The 18,984-nt window shown below is 55.0% G+C and carries 16 protein-coding genes; 8 read left to right on the plus strand and 8 right to left on the minus strand.

The annotated features are described in order from the left end of the window. Nucleotides 1–46 precede the first annotated feature (46 nt). Nucleotides 47–1,174, plus strand: a complete 1,128-nt coding sequence (locus tag ABLU87_RS03825; RefSeq protein WP_122117395.1) for an oligogalacturonate lyase family protein — start codon at nucleotides 47–49, stop codon at nucleotides 1,172–1,174. 110 nt (nucleotides 1,175–1,284) lie between these two features. Here the strand turns inward: ABLU87_RS03825 and ABLU87_RS03830 are convergent, their stop codons facing one another. The 3 genes from ABLU87_RS03830 to ABLU87_RS03840 all read right to left on the minus strand — a co-directional run bounded on the left by ABLU87_RS03830 (nucleotide 1,285) and on the right by ABLU87_RS03840 (nucleotide 5,438). Next, complete coding sequence (locus ABLU87_RS03830; protein WP_049078707.1) at nucleotides 1,285–2,631, minus strand: carbohydrate porin; 1,347 nt, start codon at nucleotides 2,629–2,631, stop codon at nucleotides 1,285–1,287. A gap of 113 nt (nucleotides 2,632–2,744) precedes the next feature. After that, the gene (locus ABLU87_RS03835; protein WP_181918992.1) at nucleotides 2,745–4,178 is read right to left on the minus strand and encodes a glycoside hydrolase family 32 protein; all 1,434 of its coding nucleotides are present in this window, start codon (nucleotides 4,176–4,178) and stop codon (nucleotides 2,745–2,747) included. A gap of 18 nt (nucleotides 4,179–4,196) precedes the next feature. Then, complete coding sequence (locus ABLU87_RS03840; RefSeq protein WP_014226685.1) at nucleotides 4,197–5,438, minus strand: MFS transporter; 1,242 nt, start codon at nucleotides 5,436–5,438, stop codon at nucleotides 4,197–4,199. A 240-nt stretch (nucleotides 5,439–5,678) separates the two neighbouring features. Here ABLU87_RS03840 and ABLU87_RS03845 point away from each other — a divergent pair, with 240 nt between their 5' ends. Further along, complete coding sequence (locus ABLU87_RS03845; RefSeq protein WP_049103129.1) at nucleotides 5,679–6,674, plus strand: LacI family DNA-binding transcriptional regulator; 996 nt, start codon at nucleotides 5,679–5,681, stop codon at nucleotides 6,672–6,674. On the opposite strand, the gene ABLU87_RS03850 is transcribed toward ABLU87_RS03845, so the two are convergent. Then, nucleotides 6,675–8,093: a sugar porter family MFS transporter gene (locus tag ABLU87_RS03850; RefSeq protein WP_014226687.1), complete on the minus strand. Its 1,419-nt coding sequence runs from the start codon at nucleotides 8,091–8,093 to the stop codon at nucleotides 6,675–6,677. Nucleotides 8,094–8,404: 311 nt separating this feature from the next. Further along, the gene (gene kduD, locus ABLU87_RS03855) at nucleotides 8,405–9,166 is read right to left on the minus strand and encodes a 2-dehydro-3-deoxy-D-gluconate 5-dehydrogenase KduD (protein WP_004124661.1); all 762 of its coding nucleotides are present in this window, start codon (nucleotides 9,164–9,166) and stop codon (nucleotides 8,405–8,407) included. A 542-nt stretch (nucleotides 9,167–9,708) separates the two neighbouring features. Between kduD and ABLU87_RS03860 the strand changes: the two genes are divergently transcribed. Further along, entirely contained in the window at nucleotides 9,709–10,884 is a 1,176-nt protein-coding gene (locus tag ABLU87_RS03860; RefSeq protein ID WP_004853909.1) for an oligogalacturonate lyase family protein, read from the plus strand. A 216-nt stretch (nucleotides 10,885–11,100) separates the two neighbouring features. On the opposite strand, the gene ABLU87_RS03865 is transcribed toward ABLU87_RS03860, so the two are convergent. The 3 genes from ABLU87_RS03865 to ABLU87_RS03875 all read right to left on the minus strand — a co-directional run bounded on the left by ABLU87_RS03865 (nucleotide 11,101) and on the right by ABLU87_RS03875 (nucleotide 14,222). After that, nucleotides 11,101–11,796, minus strand: coding sequence for a porin (locus ABLU87_RS03865; RefSeq protein WP_032720124.1), 696 nt, complete (start codon nucleotides 11,794–11,796; stop codon nucleotides 11,101–11,103). 244 nt (nucleotides 11,797–12,040) lie between these two features. After that, nucleotides 12,041–13,219, minus strand: coding sequence for an acetyl-CoA C-acetyltransferase (locus tag ABLU87_RS03870; RefSeq protein WP_064378369.1), 1,179 nt, complete (start codon nucleotides 13,217–13,219; stop codon nucleotides 12,041–12,043). A gap of 130 nt (nucleotides 13,220–13,349) precedes the next feature. Continuing rightward, complete coding sequence (locus ABLU87_RS03875; protein ID WP_122117691.1) at nucleotides 13,350–14,222, minus strand: LysR family transcriptional regulator; 873 nt, start codon at nucleotides 14,220–14,222, stop codon at nucleotides 13,350–13,352. 96 nt (nucleotides 14,223–14,318) lie between these two features. Here ABLU87_RS03875 and ABLU87_RS03880 point away from each other — a divergent pair, with 96 nt between their 5' ends. The 5 genes from ABLU87_RS03880 (at nucleotide 14,319) to ABLU87_RS03900 (ending at nucleotide 18,814) form a co-directional block, all read left to right on the plus strand. Continuing rightward, complete coding sequence (locus ABLU87_RS03880) at nucleotides 14,319–14,780, plus strand: multidrug/biocide efflux PACE transporter (RefSeq protein ID WP_025107400.1); 462 nt, start codon at nucleotides 14,319–14,321, stop codon at nucleotides 14,778–14,780. 136 nt (nucleotides 14,781–14,916) lie between these two features. Next, entirely contained in the window at nucleotides 14,917–16,146 is a 1,230-nt protein-coding gene (locus ABLU87_RS03885; protein ID WP_032720123.1) for an amino acid permease, read from the plus strand. 116 nt (nucleotides 16,147–16,262) lie between these two features. Then, the gene (locus ABLU87_RS03890) at nucleotides 16,263–17,135 is read left to right on the plus strand and encodes an aldo/keto reductase family oxidoreductase (protein WP_064378366.1); all 873 of its coding nucleotides are present in this window, start codon (nucleotides 16,263–16,265) and stop codon (nucleotides 17,133–17,135) included. Between the two features lie 388 nt (nucleotides 17,136–17,523). Beyond that, complete coding sequence (locus ABLU87_RS03895; protein ID WP_014226694.1) at nucleotides 17,524–18,225, plus strand: pilus assembly protein PilZ; 702 nt, start codon at nucleotides 17,524–17,526, stop codon at nucleotides 18,223–18,225. 4 nt (nucleotides 18,226–18,229) lie between these two features. Next, a complete protein-coding gene (locus ABLU87_RS03900) occupies nucleotides 18,230–18,814 on the plus strand; it encodes a helix-turn-helix transcriptional regulator (protein ID WP_049083397.1) in 585 nt (194 codons plus the stop codon). Nucleotides 18,815–18,984 lie beyond the last annotated feature (170 nt).

The following is an 18,984-nucleotide window of genomic DNA, read 5'->3' on the forward strand; positions in this document are numbered from 1 at the left end:
GCAGCTCCGGCTGCGGGGTATTTTTTTAGCAAGGAGTGAATGAATCATGAAAGGCAAAATCATCCCGCTGAGCTTTCTGCATACGCAGGACAGCGAAACCGGTCACCAGGTGATCCGGATGACGCCACCGCATGTTATCTGCCACCGCAACTACTTCTATCAAAAATGCTTTACCCGGGACGGCAGCAAGCTGATTTTCGGCGGCGCGTTTGAAGGCCACTGGAACTACTATTTACTCGATATCGCCGGCCAGCAGGCCACCCAGCTCACCGACGGGCCGGGCGATAACACCTTTGGCGGTTTCCTTTCCGCCGACGACCGGTCGCTGTGGTACGTGAAAAACAACCAGCAGCTGCGCCGCGTGGATCTGGCCTCGCTGGAGGAGCAGGTGGTGTATCAGGTGGATGACCAATGGGTGGCCTACGGGACCTGGGTCGCCAATAGCGATTGCAGCCAGATGGTGGGTATCGAAATCAAAAAAAGCGACTGGCAGCCGCTGACCGACTGGGGCAAGTTCCGCGCATTCTACTTCACCGAGCCGGAGTGCCGGCTGATTAATATCGACCTGCGCAGCGGCGAGCAGCGCGTGATATTGCAGGAAAAACGCTGGCTCGGCCACCCGATTTACCGCCCGTTTGATGACGGCACCATCGCCTTCTGCCACGAAGGCCCGCGCGATGCTATCGATGCCCGAATGTGGCTTATCAACGCTGACGGCAGCCATATGCGCAAGGTTCGCCAGCACCGGTCGGGAGAGAGCTTTACCCACGAATTCTGGGTGCCGGATGGATCCGCGCTTTACTATGTCGCGCATCAGGAAAACGATCCGCATCGCTATCTGTATCGCGCCGACCCGGCAACGCTGGAAAATCGCCAGCTGATGTCCATTCCCCCCTGCTCACATCTGATGAGCAATCACGATGGCACCCTGGTAGTCGGCGACGGCGCGCCGCACAGCACCGGCGATATACAGCTTAACGATCCGTTTATCTGGGTGTTTGATATTGCCGCCGATAAGCAGACTGCGGTGTGCCGCCACGACTCCACCTGGAAAGTGATTGAAGGCGAGCGCCAGGCGACGCATCCGCATCCGTCATTTTCACCGGATAACCGCTGGGTGCTGTTTACCTCCGATAAAGAGGGTATGCCGGCGCTGTATCTGGCGGAGGTGTAGTGATTCGGCAACGTCCCGGCTCGCGCGGTGCTTAGCCGGGCTACATGTTCACTGCCGTCTGAGTTCCGGTAGCCCGGGTAAGGCGTTTACGCCGCGACCCGGGAAGACCGTCAGAAGAAATATTTAAACCGCACCCGCGCGCCGTAGCGTTCATCGGTATTGCCGCTTTTCGCTGCCGATGAATCGAGCCATGACGCATAGGCCCCGAGATAAATATTAAAGTTCGGCATATCCATAATATTCGGCAAATGCCATGAGGTATGAATGGTGTGAATGTCGTAGCGCCCCGGCGCCAGAATCGCGCAGTCGCTATCGCACTCCGCGTTGACGCCGGACATATTAAACTGGTCGATTTTGTTATGCGCATAGATATAGCCCAGCTCCACGCGATGCCATAACGCATTGATACCGGCGCTGAAATCCTTTTCGTCCGCCGCGTCCAGATACGCGGTGCTTAAGTTCACCACCGCCCCGTCCTCGGCATCGGTTTTCAGCGTGTTCCAGCTCATCGTCATGCCGTAGCCGGTGCGGCTGGACTGATCGACCCAACGTCCATTCTGATTCTCATAACCGTAAGCATTATTAACGAGGTTACTCTCCATCGCCGCCGCCACCGACCAGGCGCCGGATTGCCAGGCCGCGACCGGACGCACGTAAACCACATTTTTACGGTTATCCAGCGCGTTGCCGTGATAATTCTGGTCCACGAACAGCGAGCTGCCGTCCTCCACCAGCGTATTCACCTCAAAATACCAGTTATCGAGATTTTTACTCAGCAGGAAGTTGCCGCCGCTGCTGCTGCGTCCGCGCCCTTCTTTCATCATATAAATATAGCCGTAGCCGTCGCTATACAGATCGTTCGCCGTGTTGCCGGAATATTCAACAAACGTATCCTGATTTAGCGGGAACATATCGTAGGCTTCGAAGCGACCGATTTTAATTTTCCAGTCGTCCTGCTGACCGAAGAAAAAGGCTGCATCATCAAGATTCATTTTACCGTTCATATCCGCCAGCGGCTGCACGCTGAATCCGGCATATTTACCGTTAGCCCCTTTGCGTAATCCATCAAAGCCCAGAAGAATACGGCCGTTAATATCCCAGCGCTCTTTATCTCCCGGCGCCCAGTTTTTATTGGCGCTGGTTTTCACCGACGTCAGGCTACCGGTGCGGCTGGCGCCGTCCATATTAAACTCAACGTCGCCATAGAATTTTAATTCACCATAATCATTAAGTTGTAAAGCGGGTTTAGCCGGTGCGGCGCTGGCCACCGTCGTCGCTTGTGCCTCCTGTTTTTTTAGCGCGCGGATTTCCGCCTCCGCGCTGGCCGCCCGCTGCTCTGTCGCCTTTAGCCGTTGTTCCATTTGCGCCAGCCGCTCCTCAAGGGATAACGGCGCCTGAGCATTAGCCAGAGGGGTAAATAAAGACGTCAGAACACACCCGACCCAGATTTTATTCATCGGAATAACCCTTTATTATTTAGTTAAATAGTATTTTTTATTTATGGGTAAAGCTCGACAATAATAACCCGTCCACCGTCGAAGACGGGTTATTAACAACTATTCAGTAAAGCTTATTCCAGCTGCCAGGCGCCGGCTTCGGTTAAATAAGCCGAACCGCTCCAGGCAAATAAAGCCAATTCGCGACGATCGGCATCCGGATATATACGACTGCTAAGACAGGCCTCGCCATCATTAACAAACACTTCGACGGAAGAGCTATCGAAGAATATCCTTAGCTTCAGATCGGCGCCTTCATTCAACGGGACGCTGCGGGTGCCGCACAGGCCATGCTGCGGATAGTGCCGCTCGAGCACCAGGCGCTGCATCTGCGCATCCACGTAAACGCGCAAACCTTCGCCGAAGCTGAGGCCATACTGCTCGGCGCTGCTGTTCAGGCCATCCCAGTGCAGGATCACCTCCATCGCTTCGCAGTTCTCCACCATCGTGGTCTGCTGGTTTTTCAGGGTCGTCACCGGCCACGGGAAGCTGGCGCCGCGCATGCTCTCGACCTCTTTCGCCGGACGCATCTGCAGTCGATTATCCGCGCTCAGGCTCAGTTCACGCGGCAGCGACAGCATGCCTGCCCAGCCGTCCTGCTGCTCCGGCAGCGGCGACTCCCACATATCCAGCCAGCCGATGACAATGCGGCGGCCGTCGGAAGTGAGGAAGCTTTGCGGGGCATAAAAGTCGTGGCCGTGATCCATTTCCACAAACTCGCCCTCACGCACAAACGCCTGCCCCGGCCGCCATTCACCGAGCAGATAGCCGCTCTGGAACAGGTTGCGGTTTTGATAGCCTTTAGCCGCCAGCCCCTGCGGAGAGAACATCAGAATATGCTTGCCGTTGAGGGCGAAGAAGTCCGGGCATTCCCACATGTAGCCCATCTCTTTTTCCGCCTCATCGAGGACGCCAGCATCCTGCCACTGGCGCAGATCGGCTGAACGATACAGCCGCACCTGGCCGGTGTCGCCATCGCGAGCGCCGACGATCATGTACCAGCTGTCCCCTTCTCGCCACACTTTCGGGTCGCGGAAATGGTGCATGCCCGGCGGGGTGTCGACCACGATCCCCTGGCGCTCGAAGTGAATGCCGTCGCGGCTGGTAGCCAGACATTGCACCTGATAAAGGTTGGCTTCGTCGCTGGGATCGCCGTGGAATTTATGCCCGGTATAAATCAATGCCAGCGTATCGCCATCCACCACCGCGGAGCCGGAGAAGCAGCCGTCTTTATCCTCGGGGCCTTCCGGGGCCAGCGCCACCGGCAGATGCTCCCAGTGCACCAGATCTTTACTGCGCGCGTGACCCCAGTGCATCGGCCCCCATTTGGTGGAGTACGGATGGTGCTGGTAAAACGCGTGGTACCAGCCGTCAAACCAGACCAGGCCATTGGGATCGTTGATCCAGCCCGCACGGGCGGCCAGGTGATAGCGCGGATACCAGCGCAGGTTCAGCTGTTCATGTTTAGCCTGCAGTTCTTGCTCAGCCCGGGAAATTGAATACGTCATATTCATTACTCTTTTGATTCAGATAGCGGAAGTTTGCGGCATTAGCGGGTCCGAAGAGGACTTACTGGAGCGCAACAAGAAGATGGAGATAAAGGTGGTGCAGAACACCAGCAGTCCCATAATCAGATAGGACTGGGCGAAGCCGTATTTCTCATAGCTATAGCCAGCGAGCGGCGACAGAACCGTCGCGATAACCGAGCTGGTGCAGGCAAAGCCGACCAGATACAGCGTGGATGAAAGACGCTTGTCGAAGTTTAAGCTGTTGTATTTAAAGATAGATACCAGCAGTACCGGCAGCTCGACGGCGTGGAGCAGCTTGGTGATGGAGATCAGCAGCGGCCCCTCCACCAGCCCGGAAGCCACCATACGCATGGCCATCACCATTCCGGCGAAGATCAGGCCGTTTTTCGCGCCGACGCGGTTAACCAGCCACGGTGCGCAGAACATACCGGCGGCTTCCAGGAACACCTGGAACGAGTTCAGGTAGCCGTACATCGCGTTGCCTTCCTGCAGGGTCGGGAACTGGGAAGAGAAGTAGACCGGGAACTGCTGGTCATAAACGCCGTAGATACAGGTGCCGATGACGAAGAAGACCAGCGCCCAAAAGCGCGGCAGGGTCAGCAGACGCAGGGCGTCTTCCAGCGTGACTTTACCGCCGGATACCGCCTCCTGCATGGCATGCGGCGCGGAAGAGACCCGCAGTCGCGCCAGTAGGAAAAAAAAGACCAGTCCGGAGCAGCTGGCCACCGCGAAGTTTAAGTGCGGGTTAATGTTGAACAACAAACCGGCGAAGAAGGTCGCCACCGCCCAGCCCAGCGAGCCCCACATCCGCGCCTTGCCGAATTCAAACTGGCTCTGGCGCGCGACGCGCTCGGTGTAGGATTCCAGCACGCCGATACCGCCGTTGAAGGTCAGTCCGATATAAATCCCGCCGAAGATGCTGCCGAGTAAGACGTTAATTTTGAGGAGGTAGCCAAACGCCATATAGGCCGGGCCGGAGAGGATCAGCAGTACGGTGATGTACCAGAGCAAATTTTTACGCAGGCCGAGTTTGTCCTGAATAAAGCCGTAGCACACCTGGGCGAAAAGCGCGGAGACGGAAAGCACTGAGAAGATAATTCCCGTATCCCCCGGCTTAAGTCCCACTTCCTGATGTAGCCAGATAGAGAGCAGCGAACCTGAAGAGGACCAGGTCACGAAAAAGAAAAAGAGTAACGCACTGAGTAACGGATAGCTGTGAGAGTGATGCGCTTTCATCATGACATTCTCATGTTGGAGTAATGCTATTATGGTAACGTTAACAAAAAGCGAAACTCACTTCGTTTTGTTGCGATTCATGATGTTAATCACAAAAGTTAACGTTAACATAAAGGAGATGAGATCTCGATCAAATATTCATCTTCTTCGCTCGCGCTACGTGTACGATAGAATATTGTATGATCCTTTTACATCAGTAACTTAGTTGACCCCGCTGCTGGCGGCAAGGGTGGAGCACTTAATATGGCATCTCTGAAGGATGTAGCAAAGCTGGCGAATGTCTCGCTAATGACGGTCTCCCGGGCGCTTAATAGCCCGGAAAGGCTCAAGCCGGAGACCCTGGCTCGGGTCCAGGCGGCTATCGAAGAGACCAACTACGTCCCCGACCTGTCGGCGAAGAAAATCCGCGGCGCTCACGCGACGCCAAACACCATCGGTGTACTGGCGCTGGATACCGTCACCACGCCGTTTTCGGTGGAGATTACGCTCTCCATCGAAGAGACCGCACGAGCGCACGGCTGGAACAGCTTCGTGGTCAACATGTTCTCTGACGATAGCCCGGACGCTATCGTCGACCTGCTGCTCTCCCATCGTCCGGACGGCATTATCTACACCACGATGGGTCTGCGTCAGGTACCGCTACCGGCCAAGCTGTTAACCCTCCCCTGCGTGCTGGCCAACTGCGAAAGCCTGCACGACCCGGTGGCCAGCTATATCCCGGACGACGAACAGGGTCAGTATACGGCGGTGCAGGCTCTGCTGGCCGCCGGTTATCGCCGGCCGCTGTGCCTGCATCTGCCGGCGAATCATCTGGCGACCGTCCGCCGCCGTCAGGGGCTGGAACGCGCCTGCCGGGAAGCGGGTGTTGACCCGGATACGCTCGCTCACTGCTATATGGCCTACGGCGATGAGCACTATCGCGATATTCCCGCCATCGTGCTGGCCCATATTCACCAGCGCAAGCCGCAGTTCGACTCGGTGATTTGCGGCAACGACCGCATCGCGTTTATGGTCTATCAGACGCTGCTGGCGCGCGGGCTGCGCATTCCGCAGGATGTGGCGGTGGTGGGTTATGACAATATGGTGGGGATTGGCGATCTGTTTTTCCCGTCGCTCTCAACGGTGCAGCTACCGCACTATGATATCGGGCGCCTGAGCGCCCAGCACATTATTAACGGCGACAGCCATCGGGAGACGGTGAAAGTAGCCAGCCCGTGGCTGCCGCGCGAGTCGTTGTAATTAATTGCCGATATTGCGCAGCTTCTCGCCGGACATCAGCCTGCGTTCAATATGCTCCAGGGTGACGTTTTTGGTTTCCGGGATCAGCCAGAACGTCACGCCGATAAAGGCGACGTTCAGCGCGGTATAAAGCCAGAAGGTTCCTGCCGCGCCGATCGCGTCCAGCAGCGTCAGGAAGGTCGCGCCGATAATCATGTTCGACACCCAGTTGGTGGTGGTTGAGCAGGTGATGCCGAAATCGCGGCACTTCAGCGGCTGAATTTCCGAACACAGGATCCACACCACCGGCGCGGCGCTCATCGCATAGCCGGCAATACACATCATGGTCATCCCCACCGACAGCCAGGAGAGACCGCTGGAGGCGGTGCCGTTATCAAACTGCATCAGACAGTAGCCCAGCACCAGCGTGCCGATGGCCATCACGCTAAAACCGATTTTCAGCGCCGGCTTACGTCCGGCTTTATCGACGGTAAAGACGGCGATAAAGGTAGCGAACATAAAGGTCAGGCCAACCACCAGGGTCGCGACCATCTGCTGTTCGGTGGTGGTGAAGCCCGCCATTTTAAAGATGCGCGGCGCGTAGTACATGATGATATTCATACCGGTAAACTGCTGCATCGCCTGCAACAGCATGCCGAGGAATACCGCCCGCCGCACGTTGCGGTTGACCTTAAACAGCGCCCAGCCGCCCTGCTTCAGCTTCAGGCTTTCGCGGATCTCGTTGAGCTCGTCACGGGCTTTTTCTGACGTGTCGCGCAGCATCCGCAGCACCTCTTCCGCTTCCACGTGACGCCCTTTTTCCGCCAGCCAGCGCGGGCTGTTCGGCAGGAAGATCACCAGAATAATCAGCACCACCGCCGGCAGCGCCAGTACGCCAAGCATCGCCCGCCAGTTGCCGCTATAGCTGAACGCGGTGTCGGAGAGAAACGCCATCACGATACCCAGCGTCACCATCAGCTGATACATGCTGATCATCTTGCCGCGCACGTTTTCGCTCGCCATTTCCGACAGGTACAGCGGCGCGGTATAAGAGGCGATCCCCACGGCGACCCCGAGAACGATCCTTGCCACCAGCAGCATTTCGACGCTGGTCGCAAACGCGGAGCCCACGGAGCCGGCAACGAACAGCACCGCCCCCACCATCAGGCTGTATTTGCGCCCGAGGCGGAAAGAGAGCCAGCCGTTAAATAACGCGCCGATGGCGGCTCCCAGCATCATGCTGCTCACCACCCACTCCTGCAGGCGGCTGGATAAAACAAAATGATCGGTAATAAAGGGCAGCGCCCCGGCAATCACCCCGATATCGAGGCCAAACAGCAACCCTGCCACCGCGGCGGCAATGGAGACAAACTGATTCATGCGCCGGGTATCGCGCTGCGTACGCGGCATGGTTGTAGAGTCGTGACTGAGAGTGGTCATTTTTTTCCTGCCAGACGAAGTAAGACATACGATGAAACTACGGGATCGGCGGCGTAAGGTGTCAGGCAGGACACGCCAAAGATATGGATTAAGTTGCTACAGGCAATGGTTTTGTGATGGACATTCAACTTTCAGAAGAGCATAAAATAAACATTTCATCTTCAACAACCCCTGTTACATATAGATACTTACCTCAAAAACAAATAAACCATATGGACTATTTCAGTTTCATCATATGGACAATTGTTATTCAGACATAAAAAAACCCTGCCGAAGCAGGGTTCCATTTTGCGCTGATAACGCGGCAAATATTAGCGCGCCAGCCAGCCGCCATCCACCGCGACGGTGTAGCCATTGATGTAGTCAGAAGCGCTGGAGGCCAGGAAGACCACCGGCCCCATCAGGTCGCTCGGCAGACCCCAGCGTCCCGCCGGGATACGGTCGAGGATCTCGCTGCTGCGCTGTTCGTCGGCGCGCAGCTGCTGGGTATTGTTGGTCGCCATATAGCCCGGCGCCAGCGCGTTGACGTTGATGCCGTGCTTCGCCCACTCGTTCGCCAGCAGACGAGTCACGCCCATCACCGCGCTTTTTGACGCCGTGTAGGAAGGTACGCGGATCCCGCCCTGGAAAGAGAGCATCGAGGCAATATTGATAATCTTGCCGCCGGTCCCCTGGGCAATAAAGTGCTTCGCCGCCGCCTGAGACATAAAGAACACGCTCTTAATGTTCAGGTTCATCACGTCGTCCCAGTTTTTCTCGCTGAATTCGATCGCGTCTTCGCGACGGATCAGGCCGGCGTTGTTAACCAGGATGTCGATATGGCCGAACTCCGCCACCGCGCGCTCCAGCAGCTGCGGGATACCGTCAATCTGGCGCAGATCGGCGGTCAGGCTGAGAAAACGACGGCCCAGCGCCGTGACGCGCTCAATGGTTTCCGTCGGTTCAACAATATTGATACCCACGATATCGCAACCGGCTTCCGCCAGGCCCACCGCCATGCCCTGGCCCAGACCCGTATCACAACCGCTCACCACGGCTACTTTGCCCTGCAGGGAGAATGCGTCGAGAATCATACTTGGTTCCTTAATCTTTCAGAGCCTGTGTAGGTACAGGCAAGGTTCTGATAGTCCAGCCTGCGGCTTGTGCAGACCCTTATGGTTTGAAGAACTCGCAGGGATTGCCCCTTCTAAAAATAAAACAGAGTTCCGTTTTACAGTGAGCACATCTTAGCCCCGGCTAAAGTCATTTTCAATTATTATTAAAACATCGTTTCAATTTTAAGACTGTTAAATGTTAAAAATGCAAAACAGATCACGAAGCGGTGATTGATAAACCGTGAAACTCCTATTTAATTCAATAAAATACAATGAGTTATTCAAACTTTAAAAAAAGACGGCGGATCGAAAAAAAACGGCAGGAAAACAAAGAGAGCGGGGATGCCGGCCGTACTGTCAGCAAAAAAAGGCGATCTATAGCAAGAAGTTGTTGCGAATTGCGTCCGCCATCACAAATAATGAAACGATGTTTTGATAAATTAACACCCATCTTTTAAATCTACTTCCACTGGCCGGTCAACGCAGGCGGGCAACATCTCAGGAAGGAAAAGGAGTACATCATGGCTAAAGGCATGCGGGTTAAACTGAATTATGACGTCAGCCGCGATCCGGACACCGGCGCGGAGATCACCCGCTTAACCCCACCGGAAGTAACCTGTCATCGTAACTATTTCTATCAGAAGTGTTTTTTTAACGATGGCAGCCACCTGCTGTTTGCCGGCGAATTCGACGGCAACTGGAACTACTATCTGCTGGACCTCGCAAAGGCCGAGGCGGTGCAGCTAACGGAAGGCGCCGGTGATAACACGTTTGGTGGTTTCCTTTCTCCGGATGATAAATCCCTTTATTACGTGAAGAACGACCGTACGCTGCTGGAGGTTAACCTCACCACGCTGCAAGAGCGTGAAGTGTATCGCGTCGCCGATGACTGGGTGGGCTACGGTACCTGGGTGGCCAACAGCGATTGCACCAAACTGGTTGGCATCGAGATTGCCAAAAGCGACTGGACGCCGCTCAACGACTGGCAGATTTTCCACGATTTCTTCCACAAAGGCCCCCACTGCCGCCTGCTGCGCGTCGACCTGCAAACCGGCGAAAGCAGCGTGATCCACGAAGAGAAGAAATGGCTGGGCCATCCGATTTATCGTCCGTTTGATGACCATACCGTCGCCTTCTGCCATGAAGGGCCGCATGACCTGGTCGATGCGCGGATGTGGATGGTAAATGAAGACGGTAGCAACGTGCGTAAAGTCAAAGCGCATGCGGAAGGCGAAAGCTGCACCCACGAATTCTGGGTACCGAACGGCTCCGCGCTGGTGTACGTCTCTTATCTGAAGGGCCAGCAGGGCCGGACAATTTACAGCTTCAACCCGGATACCGGCGTTAATGAAGCGGTGATGCAGATGCCCGCCTGTTCGCATCTGATGAGTAACTTTGACGGCACGATGCTGGTTGGCGATGGTTCCGGTACCCCGGTGGACGTCAAAGACACCAGCGGCTACACCATTGATAACGACCCGTATCTGTACGCTTTCGATGTCGCGAAGCAGGCCTATTTCCGCGTTGCGCGTCACGATACCTCCTGGGCAACCGTGGCCAATAGTCGCCAGGTTACCCACCCGCACCCGTCCTTTACGCCGGACGATAGCGCCATTTTGTTCAGCTCCGATAAAGACGGCAAACCTGCCGTGTATATCGCGAAGCTGCCGCCCCAGCCTGAGATGCTGAAGGCATAGCGTTAGCCACTGTTTGAGTTAGTGTTTCTGTAACTGGCCTTGCCCTCCTTTCGGAGGGCTTTTTTATGCCCGGCGTTTTCCCCGGATCGCGCTGCGCTTATCCGGGCTACATTCCGTGCCGATGGGGCGCATTGCGCCGCTCCGGGAAGAGGGATTAATACCAAAGGAAAACCCCGGCTGACCGCTCCGGGGTAAACGATGAGGACATTTTTTAAGTTAGAACGAGTAGGCAACACCTACGCGGAAACGGGTCTGGCGGTCGCTGCGATCGTTGACGCCAACGTTGCCGAGCTCGCCGTACGGCGCCCAGTTTTTATCCAGCTTGTAGGCAACCTTGAGATTGTACTCCTGCGAGTACGGTTTGTTGTCGTTGCGCTTAACCCCTTCGGTACTGCGCGCATAAACGTAGTTCAGCTCCGTACGCCAGTCGCCGAAGACGTAACCGGCCCACGCATCGCCGCGGTTAACTTTGTCATCATCTTTCCCTGCATTCGCCGGGTAGCGGGTATAGTCGTAACGATAGCGGGCGGCGACGTAGAAGCCATTATCGAAGCTGTACTGCACGCGCAGGTTTGGCTTGTAGATCGAGCGGCTATCGTTACTTTCAATATTGAACCCCGGCGTGACCGAGAAGTTTTTATTCGCCTTCCACTGCCAGGTAATGCTCTCTTCATGACCATTACCGACGAAATCTGAATAAGGCTGGCTGGTGTTATCGCCGCCCGACTTCCACTTCGCCTCAACGGAGAAGCCAAAGCCGTTAGCGAAACGATGGGAGACGGAGACGCGGTCGGCGTTGCTCTTATCCGATTTGCCGCCGTCAATGAATTCGTGACGTAAATCTACCGTGACGGCTGAAGCCGCGAAAGACATGCCACAGAGTGCAGCAAGGGCCAGAGATCTTGCGAACATAAATTACCCCTCATAATTAAAATATCGTTTCGTTTTTATAAAACCGTATTTTATTTTTTAGGCAATAATGTTTTAGTGATCGCGATCGTAAATATTTGTTTCAAAAAAGGTGGCACAGAAAGACGTGACAACGCTCAACAAAATAGCGCGTCAGAAAGGAATTTTTGGCAGGGTAACGCCTGGCGGGAAGCAAAAAAAAAAGCCTCCACAGGGAGGCTCAGTTAACGCATATATCAGAAAGGGTTTATTCGCGTTCAACCGCCAGCGCCACGCCCTGGCCGCCGCCGATGCATAGCGTGGCCAGCCCTTTGCGGGCATCACGTTTAATCATCTCGTGCACCAGGGAAACCAGAATGCGGCAGCCGGAAGCGCCAATCGGGTGGCCCAGCGCAATGGCGCCGCCGTTCACGTTCACCCGCCGCTCGTCCCATTCCAGTACCCTGCCCACCGAAATGGCCTGCGCGGCAAAGGCTTCGTTGGCTTCGATAAGATCGACTTCATCCAGCTTCCAGCCCGCGCGTTCAAGGCAGCGACGGGTGGCATGGACCGGCGCGATCCCCATCAGCGCCGGATCGACGCCCACGCTGGCAAAAGCGCGGATCCGCGCCAGAATCGGCAGCCCCAGCTCCTCGGCTTTAGCTTCGCTCATCATCATCACCGCCGCCGCGCCATCGTTAATGCTTGAGGCATTGCCGGCGGTGACCGAACCCTGCTGGTCAAAGGTCGGCAGCAGGCTGGCCAGCGCTTCTGCGCTGGGGTCGACGCGCGGCTGCTCATCGGTATCCACCAGGCGGGGGGTACCGTTGAGTTCACTGGCCACCGGCACGATTTCATCGCGAAAGCGTCCGGAATCAATCGCCCGCCGCGCTTTGTGCTGCGAGCTAAGCGCCCACGCATCCTGCAGTTCACGGCTGATGCCATACTCGCGCGCCAGGTTCTCCGCCGTCACGCCCATATGGTAGTCGTTAAACGCATCCCACAGGCCATCGTGGACAAGGCTGTCGATAAGCTGGCTATTGCCCAACTGGGCGCCGGTACGGCTGTCGGTCAGCACGTGCGGGGCGCGGCTCATATTCTCCTGCCCGCCGGCGATCACCACGTCCGCTTCGCCGCACTGAATCGCCTGGGTCGCCAGGTGCAGCGCCTTCAGTCCGGAACCGCAGACGTCGTTGATGGTAATAGCAGAAACGGTATTAGGCAGCCCGCCGCGGATCGCCGACTGACGCGCCGGATTCTGTCCGGTTCCTGCCGTCAGCACCTGGCCGAGGATCACCTCATCAATACTTTGCGGATCGACGCCGCTGCGCTCAACAAGCGCCTTCACCACCACGCTGCCCAGCTCCACCGCCGAATGACGCGACAGCGCGCCCTGAAAACAGCCGATTGGCGTTCGCAACGCGCCGACGATTACGACATCTTTCATCCTCTACCTCTGCTCCGCCTCTGCGCAAAGAAACAGCATCATAGTAGTGAATTGTTATCAAAAATTTTCGCAATTGTTTAAAAAAAGTGAGGGAAATCACAAAGATCGTCGGCGATGGTAAAAATGGCCCCTATTCGCGCCCGTGCCGCTGCAGATGCTGACGCAGCCAGCTTCCCGCTTCTCCCGGCGGCGCCTTTTTATTCCACAGCAAATCGGTGGAGATCATCCGCGGCCAGCCGGCAATATCCAGCGCCACCAGGCTTCCGCTCCCGGCGAACTCCTCCACCAGCGCGCTGGGCAAAATACACCATCCCAACCCCTGCGCCGCCATGCTGAACAGCAGCAGATAGTTAGGCGCCGACCATACCAGACCGCGCGCCGGTTCCGCCGTATTTTCCAGATAGGTGCTCAGGCGCAGCTCGCGCCAGCTGAACAGCTCGTCGCGGGTGACGCTGCCCTGGGCCGCCAGCGGGTGCCGGGGCGCCACGAAGATAGCCATTTCGGTTTGCATCGGCAGCCGGATACTGCCTATTTCTGTCGGGTAGCTGTCCCTGGCCTCAATCAGCCCCACCTGCGCCCGCTCCTTTTGCAGCAGATCGATAACGTCGTCGTCTTCGCCAATCAGGCACTCAAATTCGGTGTGCGGAAAACGACGATCGAACTGCGCCAGCAGATCTTCCAGCACATCGGGATGCAGCGTATCGGAGAGCACAAAGGTCAGACGCGCTTCGGTGTTGCCAGACAGCGAAATGGCCAGCTCATCCAGCCTGTCGCTGGCCGCCAGAATCGCCTTCACGTAGCTCAACACCTGTTCGCCCTGCGGCGTGAGCGTCTGCTGTCTGGAGGTGCGATCGAACAACGTCACGCCAAGATCGGCTTCCAGGTTGGCGATTGCGGTGCTGATGGTGGACTGGCTTTTGCGCAGCCGCCGCGCCGCGGCAGAGAATGAACCGCAGGCCACGGATTCGACAAACGCGGTTAAAGCTTCGGGAGAATAGCGCATGAACTATCTACTTTATCGATGGATACTATCTTTTGTTTATCATATTTATCCATAAAATGCCGGGTAATTTCATATAAAGACCGGAGGCAACAAGCCATGCAACAAGTCAACGCCCAGCGCAAAACGCTGACGGAACGGGTAATCCACGCGATAAGCTTTGAAGGTCTGGCGACGCTGATCCTCGCCCCAACCGCCGCATGGCTCATGCAGCGTTCGGTCGTTGAAATGGGCGGGCTCAGTATCCTGCTCGCGACGCTGGCGATGGTCTGGAACATTATCTATAACGCCCTCTTCGACCGGCTGTGGCCGGTAACCCGGGTCGTCCGTACCCTGCGGGTCCGCGCGCTGCACGCGATCGGCTTCGAGTCAGGCTTTATTATTATCGGCGTCACGATGGTCGCACTGGTGCTGGGCGTTTCGCTGATGCAGGCGTTTATGCTGGAAATCGGCTTTATGCTGTTCTTCCTGCCCTACACCATGGCCTTTAACTGGGTCTGGGATATGCTGCGCGAGCGGGTCATTAAGGTTCGCCAGCAGCGGATCGCCGCCCGCGAGTAATCTTTAGCAAAGCGCCCGGCCGGTAACGGGCGCTCCGCCGCTTCATTTCTGCGCCAGAAACTATCGCCACAGCTCATCCATAAATGTGATAAATTGCACTCCTTTTTGTTCGTTTTCTGGTTGATAAAGTCGCATAATGTCTAAAATTTGGTCTAAAGAAGAAACTCTCTGGAGTTTCGCCTTATATGGCACTGCTGTAGGCGCTGGCACGTTATTCTTGCCGATCCAACTGGGATCCGCGGGCGCTATCGTTCTGTTCATCACCGCGCTGGTCGCCTGGCCGTTAACCTACTGGCCGCATAAAGCGCTGAGCCAGTTTATTCTCTCCGCCAACATCGCCCCGGGCGCGGGGATCACCGGCGCCGTTAATCACTATTACGGTAAAAAGATCGGTAGCCTGATTACCGGCCTCTATTTCCTCGCCTTTTTCGTTGTGGTGCTGATCTACGCCGTCGCCATTACTAACTCGCTCGCGGAGCAGCTCTCCAGACATGTGCCCATCACTTCTCAGGTCAGGGCGCTGCTCAGCCTGGGCGTGGTGCTGGTGCTGAATCTGATCTTTTTAATGGGCCGCCACGTCACGATTAAAGTCATGGGCTTTTTAGTCTTCCCGCTGATCGCCTGTTTCCTGTTCCTCTCCATCTATTTAATGGGGAGCTGGCAGCCGGCTTATCTGACCAGCCAGATGCAGCTGACCCCGCACACGTTCCACCAAATCTGGATCTCGATTCCCGTGATGGTTTTCGCTTTTAGCCATACGCCGATCATATCGACTTTTGCTATCGATCAGCAGGAGAAATACGGCGAGCAGGCCATGGGTAAATGCAAAAAAATCATGAAGGTGGCCTACACCCTCATCTGCGCCAGCGTGCTGTTTTTCGTCTTCAGCTGCCTGCTGTCGATACCGGCGAGCTATATTGAAACCGCCCGCCATCAAGGGGTCACGATTCTTTCCGCCCTGTCGATGATGCCGGGGTCGCCGGCGTGGCTGGCGATCACCGGGATTATTGTGGCGGTGGTGGCGATGTCGAAATCGTTCCTTGGCACCTATTTTGGCGTGATTGAAGGGGCCAGTGAAATCGTCAAAACGTCCCTCGCCCAGGCGGGGATTCGTAAAAGCCGCGCGTTTAACCGGGCGATGTCGATCCTGCTGGTTTCGACGCTGACCTTCGTGGTGTGCTTTATCAATCCCAACGCTATCTCAATGATTTACGCCGTCAGCGGCCCGCTTATCGCGATGATCCTGTTCATCATGCCAACCCTCTCCACGTATCTTATTCCGGCGCTGAAGCCCTACCGCTCGGTGGGTAGCTTTATTACCCTGGTTGTCGGTTTGCTCTGCGTGTCGGTAATGTTTTTTAGCTAATCCTCTCCGTGCGGCGAGTCTTTTCCTCGCCGCACGTTCTGCCAACATTCTCCCCCCACCAATCTCCCTGATGGACATACACTTATCCCTTGCATACCAAGAAAGCAGGGGTTTATATGTCCAGCGTAAAATTATCCGGTACTGCGACGTTAGGCGATCGTCAGGTTTATCGTCTGGGATACGGGGCGATGCAGCTTGCGGGGCCCGGCGTCTTCGGCCCGCCAAAAGATCCGCAAACCGCTATCCGCGTACTGCAGGAAGCGGTCGAGTCGGGCGTCAATCATATTGATACCTCCGATTTTTACGGTCCACACGTGACTAATCAGCTCATTCGCCAGGCGCTGCATCCCTATTCCGCCGATCTGTGCATCGTCACTAAAGTCAGCGCTCGCCGCGACGATAAAGGCAACTGGCTGCCCGCGATGTCGCCCGCGGAGCTCACTGCGGCGGTGGAGGACAATCTGCGCAATCTGGGCCTCGACGTGCTTGAGGTGGTGAACCTGCGCAGTATGCTCGGCACGCATGGCCCGGTTGAAGGTTCGCTGGAGGGGCCCTTAACCACCCTTCTGGAGCTGAAAGAACGCGGGTTGATTCGCCATATCGGGCTGAGTAACGTCACCGCCAGACAGGTGAGCGATGCGCAAAAACTGACGCCAATCGTCTGCGTTCAGAACCAATATAACGTGGCGAACCGTCAGGATGATCCGCTGATCGACGAGCTGGCGGCGCAAAATATCGCCTGGGTGCCCTTTTTCCCCCTCGGCGGTTTTAACCCGCTTCAGGCCCGGGAGCTTAACGAAGTCGCCGCTTCGCTTGACGCCACGCCGATGCAGGTGGCGCTGGCCTGGCTGCTCCAGCGCTCGCCGAATATCCTGCTCATTCCGGGCACCTCCTCGCTACAGCATCTGCACGAGAATCTGGCCGCCGCGCAATTAACGCTCCCACCAGAAGCGTTAGCCATTCTGGATAATCTCCAGCCCCGCTCCTGATTTCAGGCTTCTGCGGATCGATATTCGCAGAAGCCTTCTCCTCAATATTTGCCTGGAATTACCTTAACGCCGCTGGCACTATACATCCTACAAATTAGGCGTTATCCGCTTTATTCTCTTACGGATAACCCTATGCAAAGCATAGATTTAAACTTTCTCGACTGGCCTCCTAATTGGAGGCTTCTGTCGTTTTTGTCTCGCCAAAATTTTCGAACTCTTGATTACAGGAAAAACAATATCTCATTCAAAGTTTATACAAATCAATTTAGCTGCAAAGATAGCTAACAACATCAAATGCTCATAAAAACATCTGGTTAACACAATCAGAATGTTTGTATTGCTATATAAAAAATCGACCACACACAATAACAATTTACAAGGATTTCACATGACAGAGGGAACGATAAAGACGAGTAAGTATGAAATTATTGCTATTTTCAGGGAAGAGCTCCGAAAGCAGGCGGAGATAGAAGTTTTTGTTAATAACAAAAGCACTATTACCCAGCTAACGCGGGTAGATTTTGCCGAGTTTCATATCTCCACCACCAGCAAAATCCCCGCGGGGCATAAAGTTAAATTTATTCTGCATAGCGATTCAGGGAAAATCGAGTTTTGCTCTACGCTAAAGAAAAGCTATGCCGGCGGCGAAGGGAAATGCAGGAAGGTCGCATTTACCTTACCGGAATGTATCCAGGTGGTTCAACGCCGGCGCGATCCCCGATTCCGCCTGCGCCACGAGCACGAATTCTTCTGTCACGGCCGACACAAAAACGGAGAAAACTATCTATTCGAAATCAAAGACATTTCGGACGGCGGTTGCGCGCTGATGACCAGGAGCCCCAATCTGAAATTCCTCAGCCATAACGCCATCCTCAAGAACGCTATCCTCGCCCTCGCTGAATATGGCGAAATCACCGTAGATTTAGTTATAAAAAATGTTGTTATGGTGACTTTAGATGATAACGAGAAGTCAGATAGCTACTACCAGATCTCCTGTCAGTTTAAATTTCGCCATCTTGATAACAAGAAGCGAATAGAGAAAGTACTGCTCGACTTGATTATGGAAGCCAAGAGAAAAAAGAGAGTCTGAACCATTGGACAGTATATTACTTTACACTGATGACAATATCATCGGGCAATCAATCCATGATTATATGATTGATCGCGCCAGGGATATCACCACCCTGAAATTTCAGGATATTGTGAAAGGGGTCGGCGCCTCCCCGGCAGCCACCGTTATTATCAATATCATCCACAAAGATATCTCTGCGGCCACAACGGTCGCATTACTGAACACTTTGCGCAAGCGCCTGACGCATTGCGCGCTGCTGGTGCTGATCGTCAAAAGCGAGCTGTCCAGCCTGTTCCGGGAGCTGCTTGATCTAGAAAACCTGTTGATTCTGACCGAAAAATCCTCGCTGGCAGATTACTCAGCTATCATCAGCAGGCCCTCAACCGCCGATGGCTGCCAGGGGCTATGCACCCGCCGCAAGCTGACCGCCAGGGAACTTCAGGTGCTGGAGTTAATTATTGCCTGCAATAACAGTAAAAGGATTGCGGTGCTTCTCGACATTGATCATAAAACGGTCCACAGCCATAAGGTACATATTATGAAGAAACTCGGGATGAATAACTCGCGAATAATGAACAAAAGCATAGTCAATATGTATCAGTGCTAAAACCAAAAATATGTGGGTGACCAATCAAAACCCGATAATTTATTGGCGATAAGCCATTAATAATCATTCCCATCGGTAGAAAGGTCACCTATAATATTCTCCTCTCTTTACCTCTGACCTGATTTTTGACGAGAGATAATGAACGCAACTCTTTTTTCCAGGCATAATTT

The sequence above is a fragment of the Klebsiella sp. CB_Kp196 genome (assembly GCF_040061575.1).
Classification (GTDB): Bacteria; Pseudomonadota; Gammaproteobacteria; order Enterobacterales; family Enterobacteriaceae; genus Klebsiella; species Klebsiella michiganensis.

Coding starts and splice junctions, on each gene's coding strand:
- ABLU87_RS03865 (WP_032720124.1), bottom strand. CDS start 11,796: ATGTTCGCAAGATCTCTGGCCCTTGCTGCACTCTGTGGCATGTCTTTC.
- ABLU87_RS03890 (WP_064378366.1), top strand. CDS start 16,263: ATGTCCAGCGTAAAATTATCCGGTACTGCGACGTTAGGCGATCGTCAG.
- ABLU87_RS03825 (WP_122117395.1), top strand. CDS start 47: ATGAAAGGCAAAATCATCCCGCTGAGCTTTCTGCATACGCAGGACAGC.
- ABLU87_RS03850 (WP_014226687.1), bottom strand. CDS start 8,093: ATGACCACTCTCAGTCACGACTCTACAACCATGCCGCGTACGCAGCGC.
- ABLU87_RS03875 (WP_122117691.1), bottom strand. CDS start 14,222: ATGCGCTATTCTCCCGAAGCTTTAACCGCGTTTGTCGAATCCGTGGCC.
- kduD (WP_004124661.1), bottom strand. CDS start 9,166: ATGATTCTCGACGCATTCTCCCTGCAGGGCAAAGTAGCCGTGGTGAGC.
- ABLU87_RS03860 (WP_004853909.1), top strand. CDS start 9,709: ATGGCTAAAGGCATGCGGGTTAAACTGAATTATGACGTCAGCCGCGAT.
- ABLU87_RS03835 (WP_181918992.1), bottom strand. CDS start 4,178: ATGACGTATTCAATTTCCCGGGCTGAGCAAGAACTGCAGGCTAAACAT.
- ABLU87_RS03880 (WP_025107400.1), top strand. CDS start 14,319: ATGCAACAAGTCAACGCCCAGCGCAAAACGCTGACGGAACGGGTAATC.
- ABLU87_RS03830 (WP_049078707.1), bottom strand. CDS start 2,631: ATGAATAAAATCTGGGTCGGGTGTGTTCTGACGTCTTTATTTACCCCT.
- ABLU87_RS03870 (WP_064378369.1), bottom strand. CDS start 13,219: ATGAAAGATGTCGTAATCGTCGGCGCGTTGCGAACGCCAATCGGCTGT.
- ABLU87_RS03840 (WP_014226685.1), bottom strand. CDS start 5,438: ATGATGAAAGCGCATCACTCTCACAGCTATCCGTTACTCAGTGCGTTA.
- ABLU87_RS03885 (WP_032720123.1), top strand. CDS start 14,917: ATGTCTAAAATTTGGTCTAAAGAAGAAACTCTCTGGAGTTTCGCCTTA.
- ABLU87_RS03895 (WP_014226694.1), top strand. CDS start 17,524: ATGACAGAGGGAACGATAAAGACGAGTAAGTATGAAATTATTGCTATT.
- ABLU87_RS03845 (WP_049103129.1), top strand. CDS start 5,679: ATGGCATCTCTGAAGGATGTAGCAAAGCTGGCGAATGTCTCGCTAATG.